The organism is Streptomyces sp. NPDC006552 (genome assembly GCF_040611655.1).
Taxonomy (GTDB): Bacteria; Actinomycetota; Actinomycetes; order Streptomycetales; family Streptomycetaceae; genus Streptomyces.
The window spans coordinates 1-22669 of sequence record NZ_JBEXOS010000092.1; the positions used below are offsets into that span (position 1 = coordinate 1).

The 22669-nt window shown below is 73.7% G+C and carries 20 protein-coding genes; 9 read left to right on the plus strand and 11 right to left on the minus strand.

Annotated elements, in window-relative coordinates:
- Positions 1 to 122: 122 nt before the first annotated feature.
- From ABZY33_RS33260 to ABZY33_RS33295, 8 genes are all read right to left on the minus strand, one after another.
- Entirely contained in the window at positions 123 to 1109 is a 987-nt protein-coding gene (locus ABZY33_RS33260) for a BadF/BadG/BcrA/BcrD ATPase family protein (RefSeq protein ID WP_356495437.1), read from the minus strand.
- Positions 1100 to 2365: a 6-phospho-beta-glucosidase gene (locus tag ABZY33_RS33265; protein WP_356495438.1), complete on the minus strand. Its 1266-nt coding sequence runs from the start codon at positions 2363 to 2365 to the stop codon at positions 1100 to 1102. Before ABZY33_RS33265 ends, ABZY33_RS33260 begins: the two co-directional genes overlap by 10 nt.
- Positions 2366 to 2373: 8 nt before the next feature.
- Positions 2374 to 3282 carry a carbohydrate ABC transporter permease gene (locus ABZY33_RS33270; protein ID WP_356495439.1) on the minus strand — a complete coding sequence of 303 codons (909 nt, stop codon included), beginning with the start codon at positions 3280 to 3282 and terminating at the stop codon, positions 2374 to 2376.
- A gap of 5 nt (positions 3283 to 3287) precedes the next feature.
- On the minus strand, positions 3288 to 4223 hold the full coding sequence (locus ABZY33_RS33275) for a sugar ABC transporter permease (RefSeq protein WP_356495440.1): 936 nt from the start codon (positions 4221 to 4223) through the stop codon (positions 3288 to 3290).
- Between the two features lie 39 nt (positions 4224 to 4262).
- Positions 4263 to 5600 carry an ABC transporter substrate-binding protein gene (locus ABZY33_RS33280; protein ID WP_356495441.1) on the minus strand — a complete coding sequence of 446 codons (1338 nt, stop codon included), beginning with the start codon at positions 5598 to 5600 and terminating at the stop codon, positions 4263 to 4265.
- Between the two features lie 72 nt (positions 5601 to 5672).
- Positions 5673 to 6851 (minus strand): ROK family transcriptional regulator, encoded by a 1179-nt coding sequence (locus ABZY33_RS33285; RefSeq protein ID WP_356495442.1) that lies wholly within the window; start codon positions 6849 to 6851, stop codon positions 5673 to 5675.
- 128 nt (positions 6852 to 6979) lie between these two features.
- Positions 6980 to 7579 (minus strand): Uma2 family endonuclease, encoded by a 600-nt coding sequence (locus ABZY33_RS33290; RefSeq protein WP_356495443.1) that lies wholly within the window; start codon positions 7577 to 7579, stop codon positions 6980 to 6982.
- Positions 7580 to 7784: 205 nt separating this feature from the next.
- The gene (locus tag ABZY33_RS33295; RefSeq protein WP_356495444.1) at positions 7785 to 8321 is read right to left on the minus strand and encodes an HNH endonuclease; all 537 of its coding nucleotides are present in this window, start codon (positions 8319 to 8321) and stop codon (positions 7785 to 7787) included.
- Positions 8322 to 8596: 275 nt separating this feature from the next.
- Between ABZY33_RS33295 and ABZY33_RS33300 the strand changes: the two genes are divergently transcribed.
- Complete coding sequence (locus ABZY33_RS33300) at positions 8597 to 9673, plus strand: mechanosensitive ion channel family protein (protein ID WP_356495445.1); 1077 nt, start codon at positions 8597 to 8599, stop codon at positions 9671 to 9673.
- A gap of 63 nt (positions 9674 to 9736) precedes the next feature.
- On the opposite strand, the gene ABZY33_RS33305 is transcribed toward ABZY33_RS33300, so the two are convergent.
- Entirely contained in the window at positions 9737 to 12682 is a 2946-nt protein-coding gene (locus ABZY33_RS33305; protein ID WP_356495446.1) for a beta-N-acetylglucosaminidase domain-containing protein, read from the minus strand.
- Between the two features lie 312 nt (positions 12683 to 12994).
- On the opposite strand from ABZY33_RS33305, the gene ABZY33_RS33310 reads away from it, so the two are divergent.
- Genes ABZY33_RS33310 through ABZY33_RS33320 form a run of 3 tightly spaced genes read left to right on the plus strand, consistent with a single transcriptional unit; the run spans position 12995 to position 15539 of the window.
- Positions 12995 to 13207 (plus strand): hypothetical protein, encoded by a 213-nt coding sequence (locus ABZY33_RS33310; RefSeq protein ID WP_356495447.1) that lies wholly within the window; start codon positions 12995 to 12997, stop codon positions 13205 to 13207.
- A complete protein-coding gene (malQ, locus tag ABZY33_RS33315; protein WP_356495448.1) occupies positions 13204 to 15279 on the plus strand; it encodes a 4-alpha-glucanotransferase in 2076 nt (691 codons plus the stop codon). The genes ABZY33_RS33310 and malQ overlap by 4 nt, the downstream gene beginning before the upstream one ends.
- Before the next feature lie 20 nt (positions 15280 to 15299).
- Positions 15300 to 15539 carry a hypothetical protein gene (locus ABZY33_RS33320; RefSeq protein WP_356495449.1) on the plus strand — a complete coding sequence of 80 codons (240 nt, stop codon included), beginning with the start codon at positions 15300 to 15302 and terminating at the stop codon, positions 15537 to 15539.
- An 82-nt stretch (positions 15540 to 15621) separates the two neighbouring features.
- Here the strand turns inward: ABZY33_RS33320 and ABZY33_RS33325 are convergent, their stop codons facing one another.
- A complete protein-coding gene (locus tag ABZY33_RS33325; protein ID WP_356495450.1) occupies positions 15622 to 16203 on the minus strand; it encodes a TetR family transcriptional regulator in 582 nt (193 codons plus the stop codon).
- Positions 16204 to 16320: 117 nt separating this feature from the next.
- Here ABZY33_RS33325 and ABZY33_RS33330 point away from each other — a divergent pair, with 117 nt between their 5' ends.
- The 3 genes from ABZY33_RS33330 to ABZY33_RS33340 all read left to right on the plus strand — a co-directional run bounded on the left by ABZY33_RS33330 (position 16321) and on the right by ABZY33_RS33340 (position 19928).
- A complete protein-coding gene (locus tag ABZY33_RS33330) occupies positions 16321 to 17790 on the plus strand; it encodes an FAD-dependent monooxygenase (RefSeq protein WP_356495451.1) in 1470 nt (489 codons plus the stop codon).
- A 117-nt stretch (positions 17791 to 17907) separates the two neighbouring features.
- Positions 17908 to 18852, plus strand: a complete 945-nt coding sequence (locus ABZY33_RS33335; RefSeq protein WP_356495452.1) for a DMT family transporter — start codon at positions 17908 to 17910, stop codon at positions 18850 to 18852.
- Between the two features lie 89 nt (positions 18853 to 18941).
- Positions 18942 to 19928, plus strand: a complete 987-nt coding sequence (locus ABZY33_RS33340) for an alpha/beta hydrolase (RefSeq protein WP_356495453.1) — start codon at positions 18942 to 18944, stop codon at positions 19926 to 19928.
- Here the strand turns inward: ABZY33_RS33340 and ABZY33_RS33345 are convergent.
- Positions 19888 to 20400, minus strand: coding sequence for a GNAT family N-acetyltransferase (locus ABZY33_RS33345; RefSeq protein ID WP_356495454.1), 513 nt, complete (start codon positions 20398 to 20400; stop codon positions 19888 to 19890). The genes ABZY33_RS33340 and ABZY33_RS33345 overlap by 41 nt on opposite strands.
- A gap of 33 nt (positions 20401 to 20433) precedes the next feature.
- Here ABZY33_RS33345 and ABZY33_RS33350 point away from each other — a divergent pair, with 33 nt between their 5' ends.
- Both ABZY33_RS33350 and alc read left to right on the plus strand, forming a co-directional pair.
- Positions 20434 to 21348, plus strand: a complete 915-nt coding sequence (locus tag ABZY33_RS33350) for a LysR family transcriptional regulator (protein ID WP_356495455.1) — start codon at positions 20434 to 20436, stop codon at positions 21346 to 21348.
- Between the two features lie 85 nt (positions 21349 to 21433).
- The gene (gene alc / locus ABZY33_RS33355; protein WP_356495456.1) at positions 21434 to 22558 is read left to right on the plus strand and encodes an allantoicase; all 1125 of its coding nucleotides are present in this window, start codon (positions 21434 to 21436) and stop codon (positions 22556 to 22558) included.
- Positions 22559 to 22669: the final 111 nt, after the last annotated feature.

Below are 22669 nucleotides of genomic sequence, written 5' to 3' on the forward strand. Positions count from 1 at the left end.
GTCGCGCAGCTCCCCGCACCCCTGGAGGGGAGGCTGCGCGCAGCGCATGCCTCAGGGGCGCGGGGAACTGCGCGACCAGCCACGACGGCGGCGCGCCTCGCATACGACCGCAACGACCCCGCTCAGGCCGCGTAGAACGCCCGCAACCTCACATACACGTCCGGCGCAGCCCCCACCGCATCCAGCCCCAGCAGCGCAGCGCCCAGCACGGGCCGCTCGGACACCACCCGCACCACCGCCTTCGGCGCCCGTTCGGCCAGCAACTCCCGGACACGCGCGTCCAGTTGCGCATGGCGCGCCGCCAGCACACTGCCCCCGAGCAGCACCGGGACCTCCTCGTCCAGCAGGTCCAGGCGGCGCAGCGCCACCGTCGACATGGCCACCACTTCGTCGGCCATCCGGTCCACCAGCGCCCGGGCCACCGCATCACCCTCCGCCGCCGTGGCGAAGAGGACCGGCGCGCATTCGTGGCGCCGCTCCATGGGGACGTGGCCCAGGTGCAGGGCCTCGATCAGGGCGTACATGGAGGAGAGGCCGAAGTGGCCGGGCAGCGCCCGCATCAAAGCGGTGCGCTCGCCGCGGCCGTCCTCCGCCCGCGCCGCGTACCAGAGGGCCTCCTCCGCCAGGCCCCCGCCGCCGCCCCAGTCGCCGGATATCTTGCCGATCGCCGGGAACCGGGCGGTGCGGCCGTCGGGGAGCATGCCCGCGCAGTTGACGCCCGCGCCGCAGACCACGGCGACCCCGCGCGGCTCCGCGTCCTCCAGGAGCCCGGCCCGCAGCACCGCGAACGTGTCGTTGCGCACGTCCACGCTCGCCGACGCCGCCCAGCCCCTGGCCCGCAGCGCCTTCGCCAGCTCCGCTTCCTCGACCGGCAGATCGGCGTTGGCCAGACACGCCGAGACGTGGCCGACCGTCTCGACGCCCGCCTGCGCGAAGGCCCGGCCGACCGCCTCCGTCAGGACGTCCACGGCCGCCGCCACCCCGACCCGGGGCGGCTGGAACCCGCCGCCGCGGGCCGCGCCGACGACCTGGCCGTCGGCCGCGACCACCGCGACATCGGTCTTGCTGTTGCCCGCGTCGATCGCGAGCACGCTGGTGCTCAGGCCCACGCCAGGTGCTCCCGGTTGTGGGCGATCAACTGGTCCGTGAGCCGGTCCGCGTACTCGATCTGGCCCACCAGCGGGTGTGCGAGCAGCGCCTTGAAGACGCGGTCGCGGCCGCCGCGCAGGGCGGCCTCCAGGGCCAGGTCCTCGTACGCCGTCACGTTCGCGATGAGCCCGGCGTACAGCGGGTCGAGCCGCGGGACGGGCAGCGGGCGCGCGCCCTTGCCGTCCACCGCCGCCTGCACCTCGATGACCGCGTCGTCGGGGAGGAAGGGCAGCGTGCCGTTGTTGTACGTGTTGACGACCTGGTAGGGCGATCCGCCGCCGCCCAGCAGGGACGCGGCCAGGTCCACGGCCGCCTCGCTGTAGAAGGCGCCACCGCGCCTGGACAGCAGCTCCGGCTTCTCGTCGAGCGTGGGGTCGCCGTACATCTGAAGCAACTCGCGTTCCATCTCCGCCACTTGCGCGGCGCGGGAGGGCTTGGTGCGCAGCTCCCGTACGACCGCGTCGTGCTGGTAGTAGTAGCGCAGGTAGTACGAGGGCACGACGCCGAGGCGGTCGACGATCTCGCGCGGCATGTGCAGGTCGGCGGCGAGGGCGTCGCCGTGCTCGCCGATCAGGCGCGGCAGCAGGTTCTCGCCGTCCGGGCCGCCGAGGCGCACGCCCAGCTCCCACGTGAGGTGGTTGAGGCCGACGTGGTCCAGGTGCAGCTGCGCGGGGCTCACGTCGAGCAGCTTGGCGAACTTGCGCTGGAAGCCGATGGCCACGTTGCACAGGCCCACGGCCTTGTGACCGGCCTGGAGCAGCGCCCTTGTCACGATGCCGACCGGGTTGGTGAAGTCGATGATCCAGGCGTCCGGGTTGGCCCGGCGCACCCGCTCGGCGATGTCGAGGACCACCGGCACCGTGCGCAGCGCCTTGGCGAGGCCGCCGGCGCCGGTGGTCTCCTGGCCGACGCAGCCGCACTCCAGCGGCCACGTCTCGTCCTGGTTGCGGGCGGCCTGGCCGCCGACGCGCAGCTGGAGCAGGACGGCGTCCGCGCCGGCGACGCCCGCGTCCACGTCGGAGGTGGTGCGGATGGTGCCGGGGTGGCCCTGCTTGGCGAAGATCCGGCGGGCGAGACCGCCCACCAGGTCGAGACGGTCGGCGGCCGGGTCGACGAGGACCAGCTCCTCGATCGGCAGCGTGTCCCTCAACCGCGCGAATCCGTCGATGAGTTCGGGTGTGTAGGTCGACCCTCCGCCGACCACGGCGAGCTTCATAGCAGTTCCTAGCCCTTTACTCCGGTGAGGGTGACGCCTTCGACGAAGGCCTTCTGTGCGAAGAAGAAGACGAGGCAGACCGGCGCCATCACGAGCAGCGTCGCGGCCATCGTCAGGTTCCAGTTGACGCTGTGCGCGGACTTGAAGGATTCCAGGCCGTAACTCAGTGTCCAGGAAGCCGGGTTCTGGGCCGCGTAGATCTGCGGCCCGAAGTAGTCGTTCCAGCAGTAGAAGAACTGGAACAGGGCGATCGCGGCGATGCCCGGCTTGGCCATCGGCACCACGATCTTCAGCAGGGTGCGCAGCTCGCCGCAGCCGTCGACCTTCGCCGACTCGATGTACTCCTTGGGGATCGTCAGCAGGAACTGGCGGAGCAGGAAGATCGAGTACGCGTCACCGAACGCCATCGGGATGATCAGCGGCCACAGCGTCCCCGCGAGGTGGAACTGCTGGGCCCACACCAGGTACATCGGGATCACGATGACCTGCGGCGGCAGCATCATCGTCGAGATGACGAGGAGCATCGCGGTGCGCCGGCCGCGGAAGCGGAACTTGGCGAGCGCGTACGCCACCGGGATCGCGGAGCACACGGTCAGCAGCGTGCCCGCGGCCGCGTAGAGGAGCGAGTTCTTCCACCAGTCGAGGAAGCCGTCGGTCTCGACGACGGCCTTGTAGTTCTCCCAGTGCCAGGCGTCGGGCCACAGGTCGCCGCTCATCGCCTGGTCGTCGCTCATCACGGAGGTGAGGAAGACGAAGACGAAGGGCAGTACGAACAGCAGCGCCACGGCGATGGCGACGCTGTGCACGGCGATCCAGTGCAGGACGCGCTTGCGGCGGGCGCGGGCGCCGGCCGGGCCGCTGTCGTGGGCGGTGGCGTCGGCCGGCAGGGACGGCGGGCGCAGGGTCGTAGTGGTCATGGGGATCAGTCCTCCGCCGCGAGCAGGCCCGAGCGCTTGCGCATCAGCAGCATGGTCACGGCCATCGCGATGACGAACAGGACGAGCGAGAGCACGCACGCCGCGCCGGTGTTGAAGTTCTGGAAGCCCATCGAGTAGACGAGCTGGGGGACCGTGAGGGTCGAGTGGTCGGGGTAGCCGGGCTGGATCACCGAGCCGGGGCCGATGGAGACGCCGGAGGCGATCTTCCCGGCGACCAGGGCCTGCGTGTAGTACTGCATCGTCTGCACGACACCGGTGACGACGGCGAACATCACGATCGGCGTGATCGACGGCCAGGTCACGTACCGGAACTTGGCGAACGGGCCGGCCCCGTCGAGGTCGGCGGCCTCGTACTGCTCCTTCGGCACGTCCAGGAGCGCGGCCATGAAGATGACCATCAGGTCGCCGATGCCCCACAGCGAGAGCAGGACGAGGGAGGGCTTGGCCCAGACCGCGTCGTTGAACCAGTTCGGCCCGTCGATGCCGATCTTGGCCAGGACCTCGTTGACCGGTCCGGTCCCCGGGTTGAGCAGGAAGACGAACGCGACCGTGGCGGCGACCGGCGGGGCGAGGTAGGGCAGGTAGAAGGCGGTGCGGAAGAAGCCGACGCCCGTCTTGATCTTCGTGACGAGCAGCCCGAGCGAGAGCCCGAAGACGACGCGGAGCGCCACCATGACGACGACCAGCCACAGCGTGTTCCACAGGGCCGGGCCGAACAGCGGCATGTCCTGGAACACGTACTTCCAGTTCCGCAGCCCCACGAAGGTGGGCGCCTTGATCTGGTTGTAGTGCATGAACGAGAAGTAGACGGTGGCCAGCAGCGGGTAGGCGAAGAAGACGCTGAACCCGATCAGCCAGGGGGAGAGGAAGCCCAGCGTGCGCAGTCTGCGGCGCGCGGGCCGGGAGAGGGTGAGTGCCATGCGCGAGTCCTGTTTCCTCGGTGTTCCTCGGTTCCGCGATCAGTTCTTCGACTGGAGCGTGTCGGCGTCGATCAGCTTGTCGAGCCGGCGCAGCCCCTTCTTCAGGTCTGGGACCTTGCCCGCCTCCTCGGTGTACGAGAAGTCCTGCAACTGCACGACGTACATGCCGCCGTTGGTCGAGGGGGGCAGGACCTGGCTGTACTTGTTCTTCGCGATGTCGAGGAAGGTGCGGAACGTCGGATCGGCGTCCAGGTCGGGCGAGGCGAGCGCCGCCTTCGTCGAGGGCACGTTGTGGATCGCGTTGGCGAACTTCACCACCTGATCGGTGTCGGCGGTCAGGAACCGCACCAGCTCCCAGGCGGCGTTCTGGTGCTTGCTGCTGTGCGCGATCCCGGCGACGGTGCCGGTCAGATAGCCGCGGCCGTACGTCTCGGCCTGGTCGTCCGGGACGGGCAGCGGCGCGACGCCCCACTTGAACTTCGCCTTGGCGTCGTCGAGCATCAGCCCCCGCCACTCGCCGTCCAGGTGCATGGCGAGCTTCCCGCTCAGAAAGGCGTTCTGGTTGGACATCTCGTCGCCGAAGGAGGTCCGGAACCGCTCCAGGGCGTCGTAGCCGCCCTGCGCGTCCCGCAGTTTCTTCGCGGTGGCGAAGAACTTGTAGGTCGCCGGGTCCTGCGCGAGCCGCGACTTCCCGCTCGGGTCGAAGTACGTGGGTCCCCACTGGGCGAAGAGCCGGTCGGGGCTGTTCTGGTAGAGCCGGAAGTCGGGCATGAAGCCGACGCGCCGGTAGGAGTCGCCCTTCCGCTCGGTCAGCTTCTCGGCGTCGGCGACGAACTCGGACATCGTCCTCGGCGGGTGCGCGATGCCCGCCTCGTCGAAGGCGTCCTTGTTGTAGTACATGCCGAACGCGTCCGCGAGCAGCGGCAGGGCGCACTGGTTGCCCCGGTAGCTCGTGTAGTCGAGGAGGGACTGCGGGAAGACCTTCTTCTTGTCGAGCCCGGTCTTCTTCATGAACGGGTCGAGGTCGGCCCACATGCCGGAGTCGCAGTACTGGCCGACGTTGTTCGTGGTGAAGGACGAGACGACGTCGGGGGCCTCGTCGCCGCCGGCGCGCAGGGCCTGGTTCACGGTGGCGTCCGAGACGTTCCCCGTGGCCCGCACGTGGATGTTCGGGTGGAGCTTCTCGAAGCGGGCGATCGAGTCGTTGATCGCCTTCACCTCGCCGGGCGCCGACCAGCCGTGCCAGAACTTCAGCGTGACCGGCTTCGTCGGATCGTCGGCGGCGCTTCCGGTGCTCGGGTTGGCACAGCCGGCGAGCAGCAGTCCGGCCGCGGCGAGCACCACGGGGGCGCGCAGGGGTATACGCCATCGCGGCATGGCGAACGTCCTTTACGTGTACGGGGGTCGGGGGAGCGGGGCGGTGCGTAGGGGGGGTGTCGTGGGGCGGGGTCAGGCGGTGCTGGTGTCGAAGACGGTGGCGCGGGCCTCGGTGAGGGCGGTGCGCAGGGCGCCGGTGAGGATGGGGTCGCCGGAGAGTTCGCTGATGCGCAACTGGGGCCGGGGCAGGGCGAGTCCGGTCAGCTCGGCCTCCACGCGCTCGCGCAGGGCGTCGCCGCCGGCCTTGGCCACCTGGCCGGACAGGACGACGAGCTGGGGGTCGACGACGGCGACGACGGCGGCGAGGCCGGTGGCGAGCCGCCGGGCGACCTCGTCGAGGACGTCGTCCCGGGCGAGCGCCACGCTCAAGTCATCGGTGCCGCCCGCGAGTTGGCGCACGGCGGGCGCGGCGACCAGGCTCTGGAACCCGCCGCCCGCGTCGGTGCGGGCGGCCACGGCGTCGCCGCCGCGGGCCAGCGGGGCGCCGGGCAGCGGCATGTACCCGATCTCACCGGCGCCGCCGGTGGCGCCGCGCAGCAGGACGCCGCCGAGCACGATGGCGGCGCCGACCCCCTCGTCGACGTAGGCGAGGACGAAGTCGTCGTGGTCCTGGGCCGCGCCCTCGTACTGCTCGGCGACGGCGGCGAGGTTGACGTCGTTCTCGATGGAGACCGGGGTGCCGAGCACCTCGGCCAGCTCGGCGCGCAGGGTGCGCGAGTGCCAGCCGGGCAGGTGGGGGGCGTACCGGAGCCGGCCGGTGCCCGGGTCGATGGCGCCCGGGGTGCCGATGACGGTGGCGGTCAGGTCGTCGTGGCCGAGCCCGGCGCGGGCGAGCGCGCCGTCGACGGCCTCGGTGACGAGCTGGGCGGTGCGGTGCCGTACGTCCCGGGCCACCGCCGCGGCCTCGATGCGGTGGCGGCCGCGTTCGGCGCCGGTGATGTCGGCGACGGTCGCGGTGATGCCGTTCGGGTCGGCGGAGAGGGCGGCCACGTGCGCGGCGTCCGGGCGGATCTCGTAGAGCACGGCGTTCGGGCCGGGGCGGCCGGTCTGGCTCCCGGTGGTCCGCACGAGCCCGGCGCTCTCCAGCCGGCCGAGGATCTGCGAGGTGGTCGGCTTGGACAGGCCGGTGAGTTCACCGATCCGGGTGCGGGTCAGCGGGCCGTGGGCGACGAGGAGGTCGAGCGCGGCCCGGTCGTTCATGGCGCGCAGCACGCTCGGGGTGCCGGGGGTACTGCCTGCCGGACCGGCCATCGGGTGGTCTCCTCGCCGCACTGTTAGGAAAGTTTCCTATTGGATGCGAGGAACGTAAGGCGCGGGTGAAGTCGGCGTCAATAGCCGGTGGTGCCGGCGCGGCCAAGTCGTTATCCGGGGCCGGGCGCTCAGTCGGGGAAGGGAGCGGTGTCGAGCGTCGGGTAGGGCTCGGGGAGGGGGAGCGGCCGGCCGAGGTCCACCTCGGTGCGGGTCGTGCAGCGGCCCTCGACAGGGGCCGGGTGGCAGCAGGCCTTCTTGGCGTGGCGGTCGACGAGGACGTGGACGGGCACGTCGGCGGCGGCGCAGGTGCGCAGTTTGGGGCCGGTGTCCGTCTCATGGTCGCTGGAGGTGACCTCGCCGACGAGGGCGATCAGGTCGATGGGGTACCAGCCGCGACGGGTCCGGCGATAGGCCTCGTCGAGATCGGTGGGCTCGCGACGGCAGATGCAGAAGTCCGGGACGAGCAGAGCGCGGGTCCGTCCGTCCTGGTGGGCGACTCGGTAACCGTTGTTCACGCCGGCCAGGTCGAATCCGGCCGCATGGAACTGGACGGTCAGTTTGACTGCGCCGGCATTGTGCCGGTGCTCGGGTTGTGGAGGCACGAGGACGGTTCCCTCGATGTACTCGGGCCGGATCGGCGCCTGGGACGCCTCCTCGATCGCGATCAACAGATCGATGGGGTCCTGCCCCGGCTCCATGAACGGCTCCGAGATGGATTCGGCGCTCATCGCTGGTCCTCCGCGTCGCCGTGGCCAGGCTAGGCCGGTGCCGGGTGCCCCGCGCAGGACTCTGGGCGCGGGCGGGCCCGGGATGCCGGGAGTGCGGGAGGCGTTCACTCGAACAAGCGTGCAGAAGCGTTCCGCTCCGCGGGACGGCGGCCGCGCGCCTCTCGGTGTGCGGCCGCCCCGGAAAGGTGCGGGTCCGGATCGTCCGTCAGGCGGAGACGCCCTCGATCCGGGCCAGGGCCTCTTCCGCGCCGAACGGCTGCAAGTAGGGCAGCCAGCGCGGATCGCGGTGTCCGGTCCCGATGATGCGCCAGGCGAGCCCCGACGGCGGAGCCGGTTTGTGGCGCAGGCGCCAGCCGATCTCCACCAGGTGGCGGTCGGCCTTGGTGTGGTTGCAGCGGCGGCACGACGCCACCACGTTGTCCCAGGCGTGCAGACCCCCGCGGCTGCGCGGGATCACGTGGTCGACGCTGGTTGCGACGCCACCGCAGTACATGCACCGGCCGCCGTCCCGGGCGAACAGCGCGCGCCGGGTCAGAGGAACGGGCCCCCGGTAAGGGACCCGGACGAACCGCTTGAGCCGGACCACGCTGGGAGCGGGGACGGTACGTGTCGCGCTGTGCATGAAGGCGCCGGACTCCTCGAGGCACGTGGCCTTGTTCTCGAGGACGAGTACGAGCGCGCGGCGGAGCGGTACGACGCCGAGTGGCTCGTACGACGCGTTGAGGACCAGGACATGCGGCACGGATGCCTCCTTGTACGCCGGCGGCGCGTGGCTCGCGCCGGGACGATCTCGTGGCCAGTCTCCCCTCATGGCTGGTCGTGGCGCCACCATGTCCACGTAACGGCCTTGGAGTGTTTTCGACCACACCCTCCTTCCTCCCCAGGTGAGTACGGTCTCTCCCGCCGACATGACAACGATCCGCACACAATGCCCCGTTAGTGTGGTGGGTCTGCCCGCTCCTGTCCCCGAGCCGTGCCCGAGCGGCGGGCGGATGGCAACGCCTGGAGGTACCTGCTGTGATCTTGTCCGTCCTGTCGGCACGGGCGAGCGACTCCTCGTCCGACGCCGCGCAACCCACCCTCAAGGACGCCCAGGACCAGGCCGGACAGGCCGCCAGCTGGGTCGAGCAGAACTGGTCCGCCTGGCTCGGCATCGGCCTGCGTGTCCTGCTGATCGTCGTCATCGCGTGTGTGCTGCGGGTCGCGGTGCGGCGCACCATCACCCGGCTGATCGACCGGATGAACCGCACGGCGCAGGCCGTCGACGGCACCGCGCTCGGCGGACTGCTGGTCAACGTGGAGCGGCGGCGGCAGCGCTCGCACGCCATCGGCTCCGTGCTGCGCTCGGTCGCCTCGTTCCTGATCATGGGCACGGCGGCGCTGATGATCCTCGGCACGTTCGAGATCAACCTGGCGCCGCTGCTGGCCTCCGCCGGGGTCGCCGGTGTCGCGATCGGCTTCGGCGCCCGCAACCTCGTCACCGACTTCCTCTCCGGCGTCTTCATGATCCTGGAGGACCAGTACGGCGTCGGGGACACCATCGACGCGGGCGTCGCCTCCGGCGAGGTCATCGAGGTCGGCCTGCGCGTCACCAAGCTCCGCGGCGACAAGGGCGAGATCTGGTACGTGCGCAACGGCGAGGTCAAGCGGATCGGCAACCTCTCCCAGGGCTGGGCCACCGCCGGCGTCGACGTCACCGTCCGCGCCGACGAGGACCTGGACCGGGTCAAGGCGGTGCTGGCCGAGGCCGGCGAGGCCATGAGCAAGACCGAGCCGTGGAACGAGATGCTCTGGGGCCCCGTCGAGGTGCTCGGCCTGGACAGCGTGCTGCTCGACTCGATGGTGGTCCGGGTGACCGCCAAGACCATGCCCGGCAAGGCGCTGACCATCGAGCGCGAGCTGCGCTGGCGGATCAAGCGGACCTTCGACGAGGCGGGCATCCGCATCGTCGGCGGCGTCCCGGTCCAGGTCGACGGCGAGACGGCGGTCGCGGACCCGGCGGCCGGCGTCTCCGCGCCGTCCGCCTACGCCTCCACCACGTCACCCCAGTCCCTCGCCGCCTCGCCGATACCACCGGCGAACCTGGCCAAGTAGCGTGCGGCGGGCAGCGTGGCCGGCGCACGGGGCGCCGCGGCAGCGGCAGCGCGGTGGCTCACCTCACTCCGCGACCGCGTACGCCTCCACCGACCACAGCGAGATGCCGAACCGTGTCGCCCGCCGGTCACCCACGATGCGGACGAAGCGCACGTCCCGCGCGTCCATCCGCACCGCCTCGCGTCCGCCGTGCCCGTCCCGCACGGTCGCCGCGGTGCGCCAGGTGCGGCCGTCGGCGGAGGTCTGGACGCGGTAGCCGCTCGCGTACGCGTCCTGCCAGCGCAGCACCACCTGGCCGAGCCGGACCGGGTGCGCGAGGGCGACCTGCCACCACGCGCCGTCCTCGGCCGGGGAGGACCAGCGGGTCCCGGGCCGCCCGTCGTTGGCGTTGCCCGCCGGGAAGTCCGGGGTCTCGTCCGCCGAGGAGGACGGCGTGCCGGAGCGGGCCAGGTCGGGGCCGGCCGTGCGCGGGTAGGCGCGGACCGACACCGTCCGCGTCGCGCCGCCGAAGGTCAGCGGGATCTCGTACGTCCCGGCCGGGGTGGCGGTGGGGACCGTGATGTCGACCGGCACCTCCACCGTGGTGCCGCGCGGCAGCGCGGACTCCTTCGGCAGCCGCACCCGGATGCCGTGCGGCGCCCGCGCCGTCAGGCTGCCGCGGACGTCGGCGGGTCGCTGTGCGGTCAGCCGGGCGGTCACGCGCCGGGCGGCGCCGCCGATCTCCGCGTCGGCCTCGGTGCGGGCCAGCGTCAGGGAGGCGGCGGGGGAGTCCGCGTACCAGGGGACGAGATGGCGCACCGCGTCCTCGTCCGCGCCCGTGACCCGCACCGCGTCCGCCCGCACGTTCCGCACGGCCAGCTCCGTGAAGCCGCCCGCCGCGAGCGCGCCGAGCCGCCGCCACCCCTCGCCCGGCACATGGGCCTCGACCGAGCCGGTGGTACCCGGCTCGGCGAGTACGGAGACCGCCGAGAGGGCCCGCACGCGCGGAAGGTCCGCCCGCGCGCCGCGCGCCGCGTCGGGCGCGGTCAGTCCCACCCAGGCCTCGAACGCCTGCTCGGCCCGGGCCAGGAACGGGTCGAGGACCCCCTTGCCGACGGTGACCCGGCTCTTCTTCAGCCCGCTCCGCAGTGCCGCCAGGCGCCGCGCCGCACTCCACGCCACCGTCCGGTCACCGCGTCCCGCCGCGTCCAGCATGTCGACGGCCGCCTCGCCCGCCGCGCCGTACGCGCCGAGCTTCTCGCTCCAGGGCCGCACTTCGGTCCCGAGCGCGGCCACCGGCGGCCGCTCCAGACCGGCAGGCGTGCGCCGCAGCACGGTGAACGCGTCCCGCAACGCCCGGCCGGCCGCCCTCTTCCGTACCGCGTCCGTCCCCGTGCGGGCCTGCCAGAACGCGGAGATCAGCGGCCGCAGCCGGGCCGACTCCTCGCCGCCGAGGACCGAGGAGGCGTCGTTGCCCGCGAGCGCCGCCAGCGCGGCGCCGGCCTGCGCGTCGCCGCCCGCCAGATCGGCGATCGCCGCCCGCCAGGACTCCGCCGCCCGGTACTCCCGCGGGTTCCACGCGTAGTCCGCCGCGGTGAACAGGGGGATGCGGGACGCCGCCGGCTGCTCCATCGCGGTGGCGAGCACCGCCGCCGAACCGGCCGCCACCGCGGGCTCCCGGCCGGTGTACGGGCCGAGGAAGATCCGGTCCTGGGCGTAGTCGTTGACCGGGTAGTTGTCCATCGTGAGCAGCTTGTGCGCGTCGCCCGACGAGCCGAACGCGGTCCGGGCGCCCGCCAGCTCCCGGCCGGTGATGGTGCGCGGCACCACGCCGACGCCGGTCCACGCGACCTGCACCGCGTCGTCGAGGCCGCGCGCGAGCGCCGTCCGGTACGCGGTCGTCCCCTCCTGGTAGTACTCGGTCGGCATCAGCGACAGCGGTGCGGCGTCCGGGTGCCGGGCCGCGAGGTGGCGCGCCACCGCGTCGGCGACCCGCGCCTGCGCCCGCGCCGCGGCCTCGGGCCCCGAACCGAACGCGCGCGCGTCGGCCGCGCAGTGCCACTCGCTGTACGACACGTCCTGGAACTGGAGCTGGAAGGCCCGCACCCCGAGCGCCCACATCGCGTCCAGCTTGCGGGTGAGCGCCCGGACGTCGTCGGCGGAGGACATGCACATCGCCTGTCCGGGGGCGACGGCCCAGGCGAGCGTCACGTGCCGGGAGCGGGCCCGCTCGGCGAGCCGGCGGAAATCCGCGCGCCGCCGCGCCGGGTACGGCTCGCGCCAGCGCGCCTGCCGGAACAGGTCGTCGCCGGGGGCGTAGAGGTAGCGGTTCTGCTTGGTGCGGCCCATGAAGTCGAGTTGCGCGAGCCGCTGTTCGACGGTCCACGGCGTCCCGTAGAACCCCTCGGTCAGGCCGCGCACCGCGGTGCCCGGCCAGTCCCGCACCACGGCCCCGGCGACCGCGCGCCCGGTGATCAGCTGCCGGAAGGTCTGCACGGCGTGGAAGAGGCCGTCCGTCCCGACGCCCTCCATCGCGACGGTGGGGCGCCCGGCCGCGCGGCCCACGGCGAGGCGGTAGCCGCCCGCGGGCAGGTCGCGGCGGGCGGCGGCGCCGAGCCCGCGCAGGGCCGCGTCGAGCGAGCCCGCCGCGCCGGTCGCGGCCCCCGCGGGCGCGGCGGTGCCCAGGCGGACCACCAGGCCCGGCCCGGCCGGCACCTGCGCCGCGCCGCCGACCTGCCGGAGCTCCCGCGCCCCCGCGCCGCCCAGCACGCTCCGCACCGCGTCCACGGCGTACGGGTCCGTCCCGGGCGGGACCACGAGGACCACGTCGTCGGTGACCCGGACCCCGGCCGCCGCCGCCGTCAGCGACTGCGGGCGCGGCCACACCGCGCGGAGCTTCGACTCCGCCGCCGGATCGCCGGCCGTGGGCCCGGGCGGCGGCGCCGCCACCGCCCCGGTGGCCCCGGTCAGCGTCCCCGCGATGACGGCGGCCGCGACGGCGACCGCCCCCTTCCTGCGCCGGAGCTGCACGGCGTACTCCTCGGGTGGTCGGTGACTGGTCAAGGGGAGGGACATGTCCCAGGCTGGGGACCGAGCCCACCACTGTCCGGTACGGAGTGTCAACGCTCGTGACTCCCGTGGCGCGAGTGCCCCGCCGGGACCGGTGGGGCGGCCGGAAGAATTCCGGTGTGCCGCCTTCCCCGACCTCCTTCTTCCCGCCGTCCACAATGTGAGCAGCAACACGTTGTCCGTCCGTACAGGTCTGCCTTCGTGCCGACTGGGTATGACTTCCGACTCCCGACACGAACGAGACCAAGCAGCTCATCGACGAAGGAGGCCCTCGTGGCCGCATCGGCTCACCTTCTGCTCTCGGCCCTGTCCAAACAGGCGGACACCGTCATGACCGGCGCCGACACCACCACGTCGTCCGCCGAACCCCCGCTGACCAGCGAACCCTGCTTCGCCGACTACGCCCCGCTGACCTCCGAGCCGCCCCTGACCGACGCGGCCCCCCTGACTTCCGAGCCCACGCCGAGCGGCCTGGCCGCGGGATGAGCCTGGCCCGGCTCGCCGCGCTGCACGGCGTCGCCACCTCGTACTCCCCGGCGCCGGGGAGCACGGTGCGCGCCAGTGACACCGCCGTCGTCGCGGCGCTCGCCGCGCTCGGCGTGGACGCCGCCACCCCGCAGGCCGTACGGGACGCGCTCGCCGCGCGGGAGGCGCAGACCGCCGCGCGGCTGCTGCCGCCGACGGTGGTGTGGTGGCTGGACGGGCCGCGGCCCTCCTGGCTGGACGGGCTCCCCGCGGGCACGCGGCTGTCCCTGGCCGGCACGGCGACGCCCTGGGAACACCCGGCCGGCGACGGCGCACCGCCCGACCCGCCGCCGGGCGTACACCCCCTCACGGTGCGGACCCCCGACGGGGCGACGGCGACCGCCCATCTGATCGCCGCCCCCCGCACGGCCCCGCTCCCGCCCGAGCGCACGCACGGCCTGCTGGTCCAGCTCTACTCCCTGCTCTCCAGCCGCTCCTGGGGCATGGGCGACCTCGCCGACCTCGCGGACCTCGCGTCCTGGTCGGCCCGCACCCACGGCACGGGCTTCCTCCAGGTCAACCCGCTGCACGCGGCGGTCCCCAGCGGCCCCGGCGGCGCCATGGACCCCTCCCCGTACCGCCCGTCGTCGCGCCGGTTCCCCGACCCCGTGCACCTGCGCGTCGAGGACGTACCCGAGTACGCGTACGCGCCCGCCCGCGCCGAGGACGCCGCCCGGCTGCGGGACGCGGTGCTGCGCGACGGGGAGCTGATCGACCGGGACGCGGTGTGGGCGGTGAAGCGCCAGGCCCTCGAAGCGCTGCACGCCGTGCCGCTCAGCCCCGGCCGCCGCGCCGCCTACGACGACTTCCTCGCCGCCCAGGGCGCCGCCCTGGAGGACCACGCCACCTACCAGGCGCTCGCCGAGCGCCACGGCCCCGACCGGCACAGCTGGCCGGCGGCGCTCCAGGACCCGCGCTCGCCCGAGACGGCCCGCGCGCGCCACGAGCTGGCCGACCGCGTCGACTTCCACTGCCGGCTCGCCTGGCTCACCGACACCCAGCTGACCGCGGCCCAGCGCGCCGCGCGCGACGCGGGCATGCCCATCGGGCTCGTGCACGACCTCGCGGTCGGGGTGCACCCGGGCGGCGCCGACGCGTGGGCGCAGCGCGACGTCTTCGCGCAGGGCATGAGCGTGGGCGCGCCGCCGGACGCGTTCAACGCGGCCGGCCAGGACTGGGGCCTGCCCCCCTGGCGCCCGGACCGCCTCGCCGCGACCGGCTACGCGCCCTTCCGCGACCTGCTGCGCACGCTGATGCGGTACGCGGGAGCCGTCCGCATCGACCATGTGATGGGCCTCTTCCGGCTCTGGTGGATCCCCGAGGGCGAGGCCCCGACCGAGGGCACGTACGTCCACTACGACGCCGAGGCGATGCTCGCGGTCCTGCTCCTGGAGGCGTCGCTGTCGGGGACGTACGTCATCGGGGAGGACCTCGGCACCGTCGAGCCCGGCGTGCGCGAACGGCTGCGCGAGGGCGGCGTGCTCGGCACGTCCGTGCTCTGGTTCGAACGGCAGTACCCGCCGAAAGGCGACGGCAGTCCGGTCCCCGCCGAGCAGTGGCGCACCGACTGCGTCGCCACGGCCACCACCCACGACCTGCCGTCCACCGCGGCCCGGCTCAGCGGCGACGACGTCCGGCTGCGCGAGCGGCTCGGCCTGTCGACGGCGACGCCCGCGGAGGCGGCGGCGGAGATCGCCGAGTGGCTGGAGCTCTTCACCCGGCTCGGCCTGCTGGCGCCCGGCGACCGGGCCGACGAGGAGGAGGCCGTCCGCGCGGTCCACCGCTTCCTGCGGCGCACCCCGGCCCGGCTCGTCGGCGTGTGGCTCCCGGACCTGGTGGGCGACCGGCGCCCGCAGAACCTGCCCGGCACCTGGACCGAGTACCCGAACTGGCGGCTGCCCGTCGCCGACGCCACCGGCCGCCCCGTCACGCTGGAGGAACTGACCGCCTCGCCCCGCGCGCACGCGCTGCTGCGCGTCTTCGCGGAGCCGGACCTGCCTCTTACAGGCCCCCCGGACGCGCGCGCCGTTTAGGCGTTCGCTACGTTGGCACCGTGGACAAGAAGAACGCCCTGCGCGCCGGCGCCCTGGCCTCCGGTACGACGCTGATGATGCTGCTGATGTCGTCCCCCGCGCTCGCGCTCACGCGCGACGACGGCGACGACCCGGGTAAGGGCCTGAGCGTGCTCGACACGCTCGGTCTCTACGTCGCGGCCCCGATCGTCATCTTCCTGGTGATCGCCGGTCTCGTGGTGCTGGGCGACAAGTCCCGCAAGCAGCCCAAGCAGGGCTGACCCACAGGTCTTCACGGTCGAGGGCACTCGCCGCGCACTTGGCGCGGCGGGTGCCCTCGACGCGTTCTCGCGGGCGTCGGCCTCAGGGGGTGCGCGGCAGCTCCGCCGTCAGGTAGCGCTGGAGCGTCGGTGCCAGCCAGTCCACGATCTCCTCGCGGCTGAGCGCCACGCTCGCCGGGAAGCGCAGCACGTACCGGGTGAGCGCGAGCCCGAGCACCTGAGAGGCGCTGAGCGCCGCGCGCGCGGGCGCCTGTTCCGGCTCCGGGCACACCTTGCGCGCCACCGGGATCAGCTGGTCGCGCAGGACGCCCTGCATGCGCTCGGCGGCGGCCGGGTTGGTCACGCCGACCCGCAGCAGGGCCGTGAGCACCTCGTTCTCCTCCCACAGGTCCACGAAGTGGCGCACCAGGGTGCGGCCGATCTCCTCGGGCGGGCCGTCGGCGGGGTCCGGCAGGTGCAGGTCCAGCGCGACGGCCGCCGCGAAGAGGCCCTCCTTGTTGGTGAAGTACCGCATCACCATCGACGGATCGATCCGGGCGTCGCGGGCGATGGCCCGGATCGTGGCCCGCTCGTACCCGTCCGCCGCGAACCGCTCCCGGGCCACCGCCAGGATCGTGGCCCGGGTGGCGTCGGACCGGCGCCCCGTCTGCTGCGTCTCGCTCATGCCAACAACCGTAGGCCAACACGTGTTGACAGTCCAGGGGCCCGGTTCTACGTTTGCCAACAAGCGTTGACCCACCGGCTCCGGCCCACGGATGTCGCCCCGTCGTAGGAGGCCCTCATGCCCGGCACCGCGCACCACGGCACCCGGTCCGACCGCTCCGTCATCGTCGTCGGCGCGGGCCCCACCGGTCTGCTGCTCGCCGCGGACCTCGCCGCCGCCGGGGTCCCCGTCACCCTCGTGGAGCGGCGCCCCCACCGGATCAGCAACCTCTCCCGCGCCTTCGTCGTGCACGCCCGCACCCTGGAGCAGTTCGACGCGCGCGCGATGGCCGACGAGATCGAGGAGAAGGGGCGCCCGCTCGACCGGCTCCGCCTCTTCGGCGGCCTCTCCGTCGACCTCGCCGCACTGCCCTCCCGCTTCAACCACGTCCTGGTCGTCCCGCAGTACGAGGTGGAGAAGGTCCTGGAGCGGCGCGCCGTCGAGACCGGGGTCTCCTTCGCGTACGAGACCGAGGTGACGGGCCTGGTCCAGGACGCCGACGGCGTCACCCTCCAGGTGTGCTCCGCGGACGGCACGCCCGCCGAGCTGACCGCCTCCTACGTCGTCGGCACCGACGGCATGCGCAGCGCCGTGCGCGACGCGGTGGGGCTGCCCTTTCCCGGGAGGTCCGTCATCCGCTCCGTCGTCCTCGCCGACGTCCGCCTCGCCGAGGAGCCGGAGAACCTCCTGACGGTGAACGCGGCCGGGGACGCCTTCGCCTTCATCGCGCCCTTCGGCGACGGCTACTACCGCGTCATCGGCTGGAACCGGGCCCGCGACGCCGCCGACACCGAACCCCTCGACCTCGACGAGATCAAGGAGGTCGCCCGGCTCGCCCTCGGTCACGACTACGGCATGCACGACGCCCGCTGGATGTCCCGCTTCCACAGCGACGAACGCCAGGCCCCCGCCTACCGGGTGGGCCGCGTCCTGCTCGCCGGCGACGCCGCCCACGTGCACACCCCGGCGGGCGGCCAGGGCATGAACACGGGCCTACAGGACGCCGCCAACCTGGGGTGGAAGCTGGCGGCGGTCGTCAACGGCCGCGCGTCCGACGCCCTGTTGGACACCTACGAGGCCGAGCGGCACCCTGTCGGCAAGGCCGTGCTGCGCAGCAGCGGCGGCATCGTGCGGATGGCGATGGCCAAGTACCCCTGGACGCTGGCCGCGCGGGCCGCCCTCACCGCGGTCCTCGGCCGGGTCGGGCCCGCCCGCGCCCGGGTCATCGGCCAGGTCACCGGCACCGGCTTCGCCTACCCGGCCCCCCGGGGCGCGCACCCGCTCGTCGGCAAGCGGGTGCCCGACGTCCGCCTGGCCGGCGGCTCCCGGCTCTACGAGGCCCTGCGCGCGGGCGAGTTCGTGCTGATCCTGCCCGCGGGGAGCGCGTACAAGAACGACGGGCTGCGCGTCGCCCACTGGGCGAGCGACCGCCGCACCGCCCTGCTGGTACGGCCCGACGGGTACGCGGCGTGGGCGGCGCGGGACGCGAACGGGGGAGTCGACTCTCTCGACCTTCCCGCGGAGTTCGGCACCTACTCGCTGCGGTAGAAGGTCCATCGTGCAGGTTCTCTAAACGTATCTGCCGGAAACATTCGATGGACGTGATCGGTATCCTCCTGCGACGGTGTCCCCGGACCCCACCGAACCACCGCAGAGAGGCCTCTCATGGCAGTCCTGGACCGCACCCGCACCCCCGCGGCGCCGAGCGCCACCCCCGGGCGGGCGGCCGGCGGGCTCGGGGCCGGACTGGCCCTCGCCGCCCTCGCCACCGTCGTCTGGTCCGGCAGCTTCGTCACCGCCCGCGCGCTGCACGACAGCGTGCCGCCGGTCCAGCACGCGTTCTGGCGCTGGATCATCGCGCTCGTGGCGCTGGCCCCCTTCGGCCTGCGCGCCGCCTGGCGCGAACGGGCCCTGCTCCGGCGCCACCTGGGCCATCTCACGCTCGCCGCGCTGCTCGGCGTCACCGTCTACAACACCCTCGTCAACCAGGCGGGCCTGACCACCTCCGCCGGAAACATGGGCATGATCATGGCGGCGTCCCCGGTGCTGATGGCGCTGTACGAACGGCTGGGCGGCGCGCGCCTCGGCGCCCGCCGCGCCACCGGGACCCTGCTGGCCTGCGCGGGCGTCCTGCTCCTCGTCAGCAAGGGTTCCCTGCACCCCGACTTCGCCCCCGGCGACCTGTGGACCGTGGCCGCCGCGTTCTGCTTCGGCTCCTACAGCGCGCTGCTGCGCCGCAGGTCCCCAAAGATCGGCGGCGTGGCCTTCCTCTTCGCGACGTTCGTGGTGGGCACGGCGCTGCTGGCGCCCGCCTACGCGGTGAGCGTCGCGGCGCAGGGCGGGTTCGAGGTCCGCGCGGGCACCGCAGGCCCGCTGCTGTACGTCGGCGTGGCCTCCTCGGCCGTCGCCTTCTTCGCCTGGAACAAGGCGATCGCCCTGGTCGGCCCGGCCCGCGCGGGCGCCGTCTACTACCTGCAACCGGTCTGCGTGGCCCTGCTGTCCTACGCCGTCCTCGGCGAGGCGATGGGCTGGACACAGCTCCTCTGCATGGCCCTGATCCTGGCCGGCGTCGTCCTCGCCTCGGCGGCGGGCCGGGCCCGGCGCCGGTGAATTTGCCGGACCGGCAAGGAGGAGCGACGGCACGGGCCGGCCGGGGAGAGGATCGGAGAACCGCAGCGCAGCCGCACCCGGAGGTCCCCATGCCGCAGCCGCCCGTCCCCGCGCCCGTCCACCGCCTCGTCCCCACCCCGGCGGGCCGCGCCCACCTCGTGGAACAGGGCAGCGGCCCGCTCGTCCTGCTCCTGCACGGCTTCCCCGAGTCCTGGTACTCCTGGCGCCGCCAGCAGCCGGCCCTGGCCGCGGCCGGCTACCGGGCCGTCGCCCTCGACGTACGCGGATACGGACGCTCTTCCCGCCCCGCCGCGACCGACGCCTACCGGATGACCGAGCTGGTCGCGGACAACGCCGCCGTGGTGCACGCCCTCGGCGAGGAGTCCGCCGTGGTCGTCGGGCACGACTGGGGCGCGAACATCGCCGCGGCCTCGGCCCTGCTGCGGCCGGACGTCTTCCGCGCGGTCGGCCTGCTGAGCGTGCCCTACGCGCCGCGCGGCGGCCCCCGGCCCAGCGAACTCTTCGCCCGGATGGGAGCGGGCGCCGAGGAGTTCTACGTCGCGTACTTCCAGGACCCCGGCCGCGCCGAGGCCGAGATCGAACCCGACGTACGCGGCTGGCTCGCCGGGCTCTACGCCGCCCTGTCCGCCGACACGATGCCCGCACCGCACGACCCCGACCCGCACTTCGTCGCGCGCGGCGGCCGGATGCGGGACCGCTTCCCCGCCCCCGGCCGGCTCCCCGCCTGGCTGAGCGAGCGCGAACTCGACGTCTACGCGGCCGAGTTCGAGCGCACCGGACTGAGCGGCGCGCTCGCCCGCTACCGGAACATGGACCGCGACTGGGCCGACCTCGAACCGTACGACGGCGCGCCGATCCCGCAGCCGTCCCTCTTCATCGGCGGTGCGCGCGACGCGTCCACGACCTGGCTCGCCGACGCCATCGCGGCGTACCCGAAGACCCTGCCCGGGCTCGTCTCCTCCCACGTGCTCGACGGCGCCGGGCACTGGCTCCAGCAGGAACGGCCCGACGAGGTCAACCGGCTGCTGGTGGAGTGGCTCGCCGCGCTTCCGTAGCGGCCGCGCCCAGCTCCAGCTCCATCAGCGGCAGCACCCGGCCCGGCAGCGAGCCGGACGGGACCGAGCCGGTCCGGCGCCCGCCCATCGCCTCGTAGAACGGCACCGCGTTCGGGTCGGCGGCCCAGCCGAACCGGGTGAAACCCGCGGCGCGGGCCGTCGCGCGCACATGGTCGAACAGGAGCCGTCCGACGCCGCCGCCGATCGCGTCCGGGTCCACGAACAGCAGGCCCAACTCGCCTCGTGGCGGGCGGCCTTCGAGTGTCGCGAGGCCGAGGAGGCGCCCGTCCGGCGCCTCGGCGACCGCGGTGCGCCGCGCCGTGACCTCGTGCGCCCGCACCGTCAGCTCGGCGACGCACGCCGCCATGAAGTCCTCGTCGTACCCCCAGTGCGCCTTCGACCGCAGGGCCAGCGCACTCAGCTGGTCCGCCTCCTCGGGGCGGGCCGCCCGGATCCTCACCGTCTGCCGCATGCCGTCAGCGTAGGCCGGGTTACGTTGGGGCGTATGAGCGAGCACGCGCCGAGGCCCGACCGGTGGGACATCAAGAAGCTGGTGATCCTGCGGACCCTGCGGGAGCGGGGGACGGTCACCGCCACCGCGCAGACGCTCCTCATGACGCCCTCCGCCGTCTCGCAGCAGCTCACCAACCTGGCCCGGCAGCTCGGTGTGCCGCTCCTGGAGGCGCAGGGGCGGCGGGTGCGGCTCACCGACGCGGCCCACCTCGTACTGAGCCACGCGGACGCCGTCCTCGCCCAACTGGAGCGTGCTGACGCCGAGTTGGCCCAGCACCTGCACGGGGAGTCGGGCACGGTGCGGGTCGCCGCGTTCTCCACCGCCGTGCCCGCGCTCGTGGTGCCGGCGGTCCGGGCGCTGCGCGCCGCCCACCCCGGCATCACCGTCCGGGTCCGCGAGGCCGAGGCGGGCCAGGCCTACGAACTGCTCGCCTCCGGCGACGTCGACCTCGCCCTCTCGCTCGCCGCGCACGCGCCGACCGCCCGCGACCCGAAATTCACCCGGGTGCCGCTGCTCGCCGACCCGCTGGACGTGGCGCTGCCGGTCGGGCATCCCCTGGCGCAGGAGCCGGGGCCGCGCCTCGCCGACCTCGCCGGTGAACCGTGGATCTTCGGCGGCTCCGGGCCCTGGTCCGAGATCACCCTCGCCGCGTGCGAGGCCGCCGGGTTCGTGCCCGAGCAGGCGCACAGCGCGTCCGGGTGGACCGCGATCCTCGCCATGGTCGAGGCGGGCATGGGTGTGGCGCTGGTGCCGCGGATGGCGGCGGCCGGGCGGGACGGCGTCGTGATGTGTGCGCTCGGCGCGGACCGGCCCGTCCGGCACGTGGTGGCGGCCGTGCGCAAGGGGGCGGAGCAGGGGGCGACGGTGGGGCGGGTGCTCACCGCGCTGCGCCCCCGAGCGGACTGACCACCGGCACCGTTCGCCCCGCCTTAACAACCACCCCGGAAACTTTCGATGGACCTGGTCGGTCGGTGCGGCGGACGCTGGGTCCATGACGACCTCCGCAACTGTCGACCCGCACGCCAACGACGCCGCCCCCTACGCGGGCGGCGACCCGTACGCCGACTACCGCGCCTTCGGTGACGCCACCGGCTTCGACCACCTCGTCGACCTGGCCGACCGCCGGCTCGGCGCCGGGGTCGTCGCCGCCAACGACGAGTTCTTCGCCGAGCGCGAGAACCTCCTCGTGCGCGAGCGGGCCGTCTTCGACCCCGAGCACTTCGGGCACAAGGGCAAGATCATGGACGGCTGGGAGACGCGGCGCCGCCGGGGCACGGCCGACGCGCCGTTCCCCGCGCCCGAGGACCACGACTGGGCGATCGTGCGGCTCGGGGCGCCCGGTGTCGTCCGGGGCGTCATCGTGGACACCGCGCACTTCCGCGGCAACTACCCCCAGGGCGTCAGCATCCAGGCCGCCGCCGTGCCGGGCGCCCCCAGCGTGGCGGAGCTGCTCGCCGACGACGTGGAGTGGGAGGAGATCGTCCCGCGCGCGCAGGTCCGCGGCCACGCCGCCAACGCCTTCGCCGTCACCTCGCAGCGCCGCTTCACGCACCTGCGCCTGTGCCAGCACCCCGACGGGGGCATCGCCCGGCTCCGCGTCCACGGCGAGGTGGTACCCGACCCCGAGTGGCTCGCGCTGCTCGGCACGGCCGACCTGGTCTGCGTACTCAACGGGGGTGTGTACGAGGACGCGTCGGACCGGTTCTACTCCTCGCCGACGCAGATCATCCTGCCCGGTACCTCGCGGAAGATGGACGACGGCTGGGAGAACCGGCGCCGCCGCGTCCACGGCACCAATGACTGGGTGCGGTTCCGGCTCGCCGCGCAGGGGGTGATCCGGGCCGTCGAGATCGACACGGCGTATCTGAAGGGGAACTCGGCGGGGTGGATCGCGCTGAGCGGGCGCGACGGGGAGGCCGGGGACTGGTTCGAGATCATTCCGCGGACCCGGCTCCAGCCCGATACGGTGCATCGGTTCGCGCTGGCGTCGGGGGTGGTCGCTACGCATGTCCGGCTCGATGCGTTTCCTGATGGCGGGGTGGCCCGGATGCGGGTGCACGGCGCCCTGACGCCCACGGGCCACGCCCACCTCGAATCCCGCTTCCACCAGGCGTGACCTGCCAACCGGTGGACCGACCGCCTCGTCGTCGTGGAGCACGGGCACGTCGTCCAGCAGGGCGCCCCCGGCGACATCGCCCGGCGCCCCCGCACCGACTACATCGCCCAG

Coding starts and splice junctions, on each gene's coding strand:
- ABZY33_RS33330 (WP_356495451.1), top strand. CDS start 16,321: ATGCCCGGCACCGCGCACCACGGCACCCGGTCCGACCGCTCCGTCATC.
- ABZY33_RS33285 (WP_356495442.1), bottom strand. CDS start 6,851: ATGGCCGGTCCGGCAGGCAGTACCCCCGGCACCCCGAGCGTGCTGCGC.
- ABZY33_RS33275 (WP_356495440.1), bottom strand. CDS start 4,223: ATGGCACTCACCCTCTCCCGGCCCGCGCGCCGCAGACTGCGCACGCTG.
- ABZY33_RS33335 (WP_356495452.1), top strand. CDS start 17,908: ATGGCAGTCCTGGACCGCACCCGCACCCCCGCGGCGCCGAGCGCCACC.
- alc (WP_356495456.1), top strand. CDS start 21,434: ATGACGACCTCCGCAACTGTCGACCCGCACGCCAACGACGCCGCCCCC.
- ABZY33_RS33350 (WP_356495455.1), top strand. CDS start 20,434: ATGAGCGAGCACGCGCCGAGGCCCGACCGGTGGGACATCAAGAAGCTG.
- ABZY33_RS33345 (WP_356495454.1), bottom strand. CDS start 20,400: ATGCGGCAGACGGTGAGGATCCGGGCGGCCCGCCCCGAGGAGGCGGAC.
- ABZY33_RS33270 (WP_356495439.1), bottom strand. CDS start 3,282: ATGACCACTACGACCCTGCGCCCGCCGTCCCTGCCGGCCGACGCCACC.
- ABZY33_RS33265 (WP_356495438.1), bottom strand. CDS start 2,365: ATGAAGCTCGCCGTGGTCGGCGGAGGGTCGACCTACACACCCGAACTC.
- malQ (WP_356495448.1), top strand. CDS start 13,204: ATGAGCCTGGCCCGGCTCGCCGCGCTGCACGGCGTCGCCACCTCGTAC.
- ABZY33_RS33340 (WP_356495453.1), top strand. CDS start 18,942: ATGCCGCAGCCGCCCGTCCCCGCGCCCGTCCACCGCCTCGTCCCCACC.
- ABZY33_RS33280 (WP_356495441.1), bottom strand. CDS start 5,600: ATGCCGCGATGGCGTATACCCCTGCGCGCCCCCGTGGTGCTCGCCGCG.
- ABZY33_RS33290 (WP_356495443.1), bottom strand. CDS start 7,579: ATGAGCGCCGAATCCATCTCGGAGCCGTTCATGGAGCCGGGGCAGGAC.
- ABZY33_RS33325 (WP_356495450.1), bottom strand. CDS start 16,203: ATGAGCGAGACGCAGCAGACGGGGCGCCGGTCCGACGCCACCCGGGCC.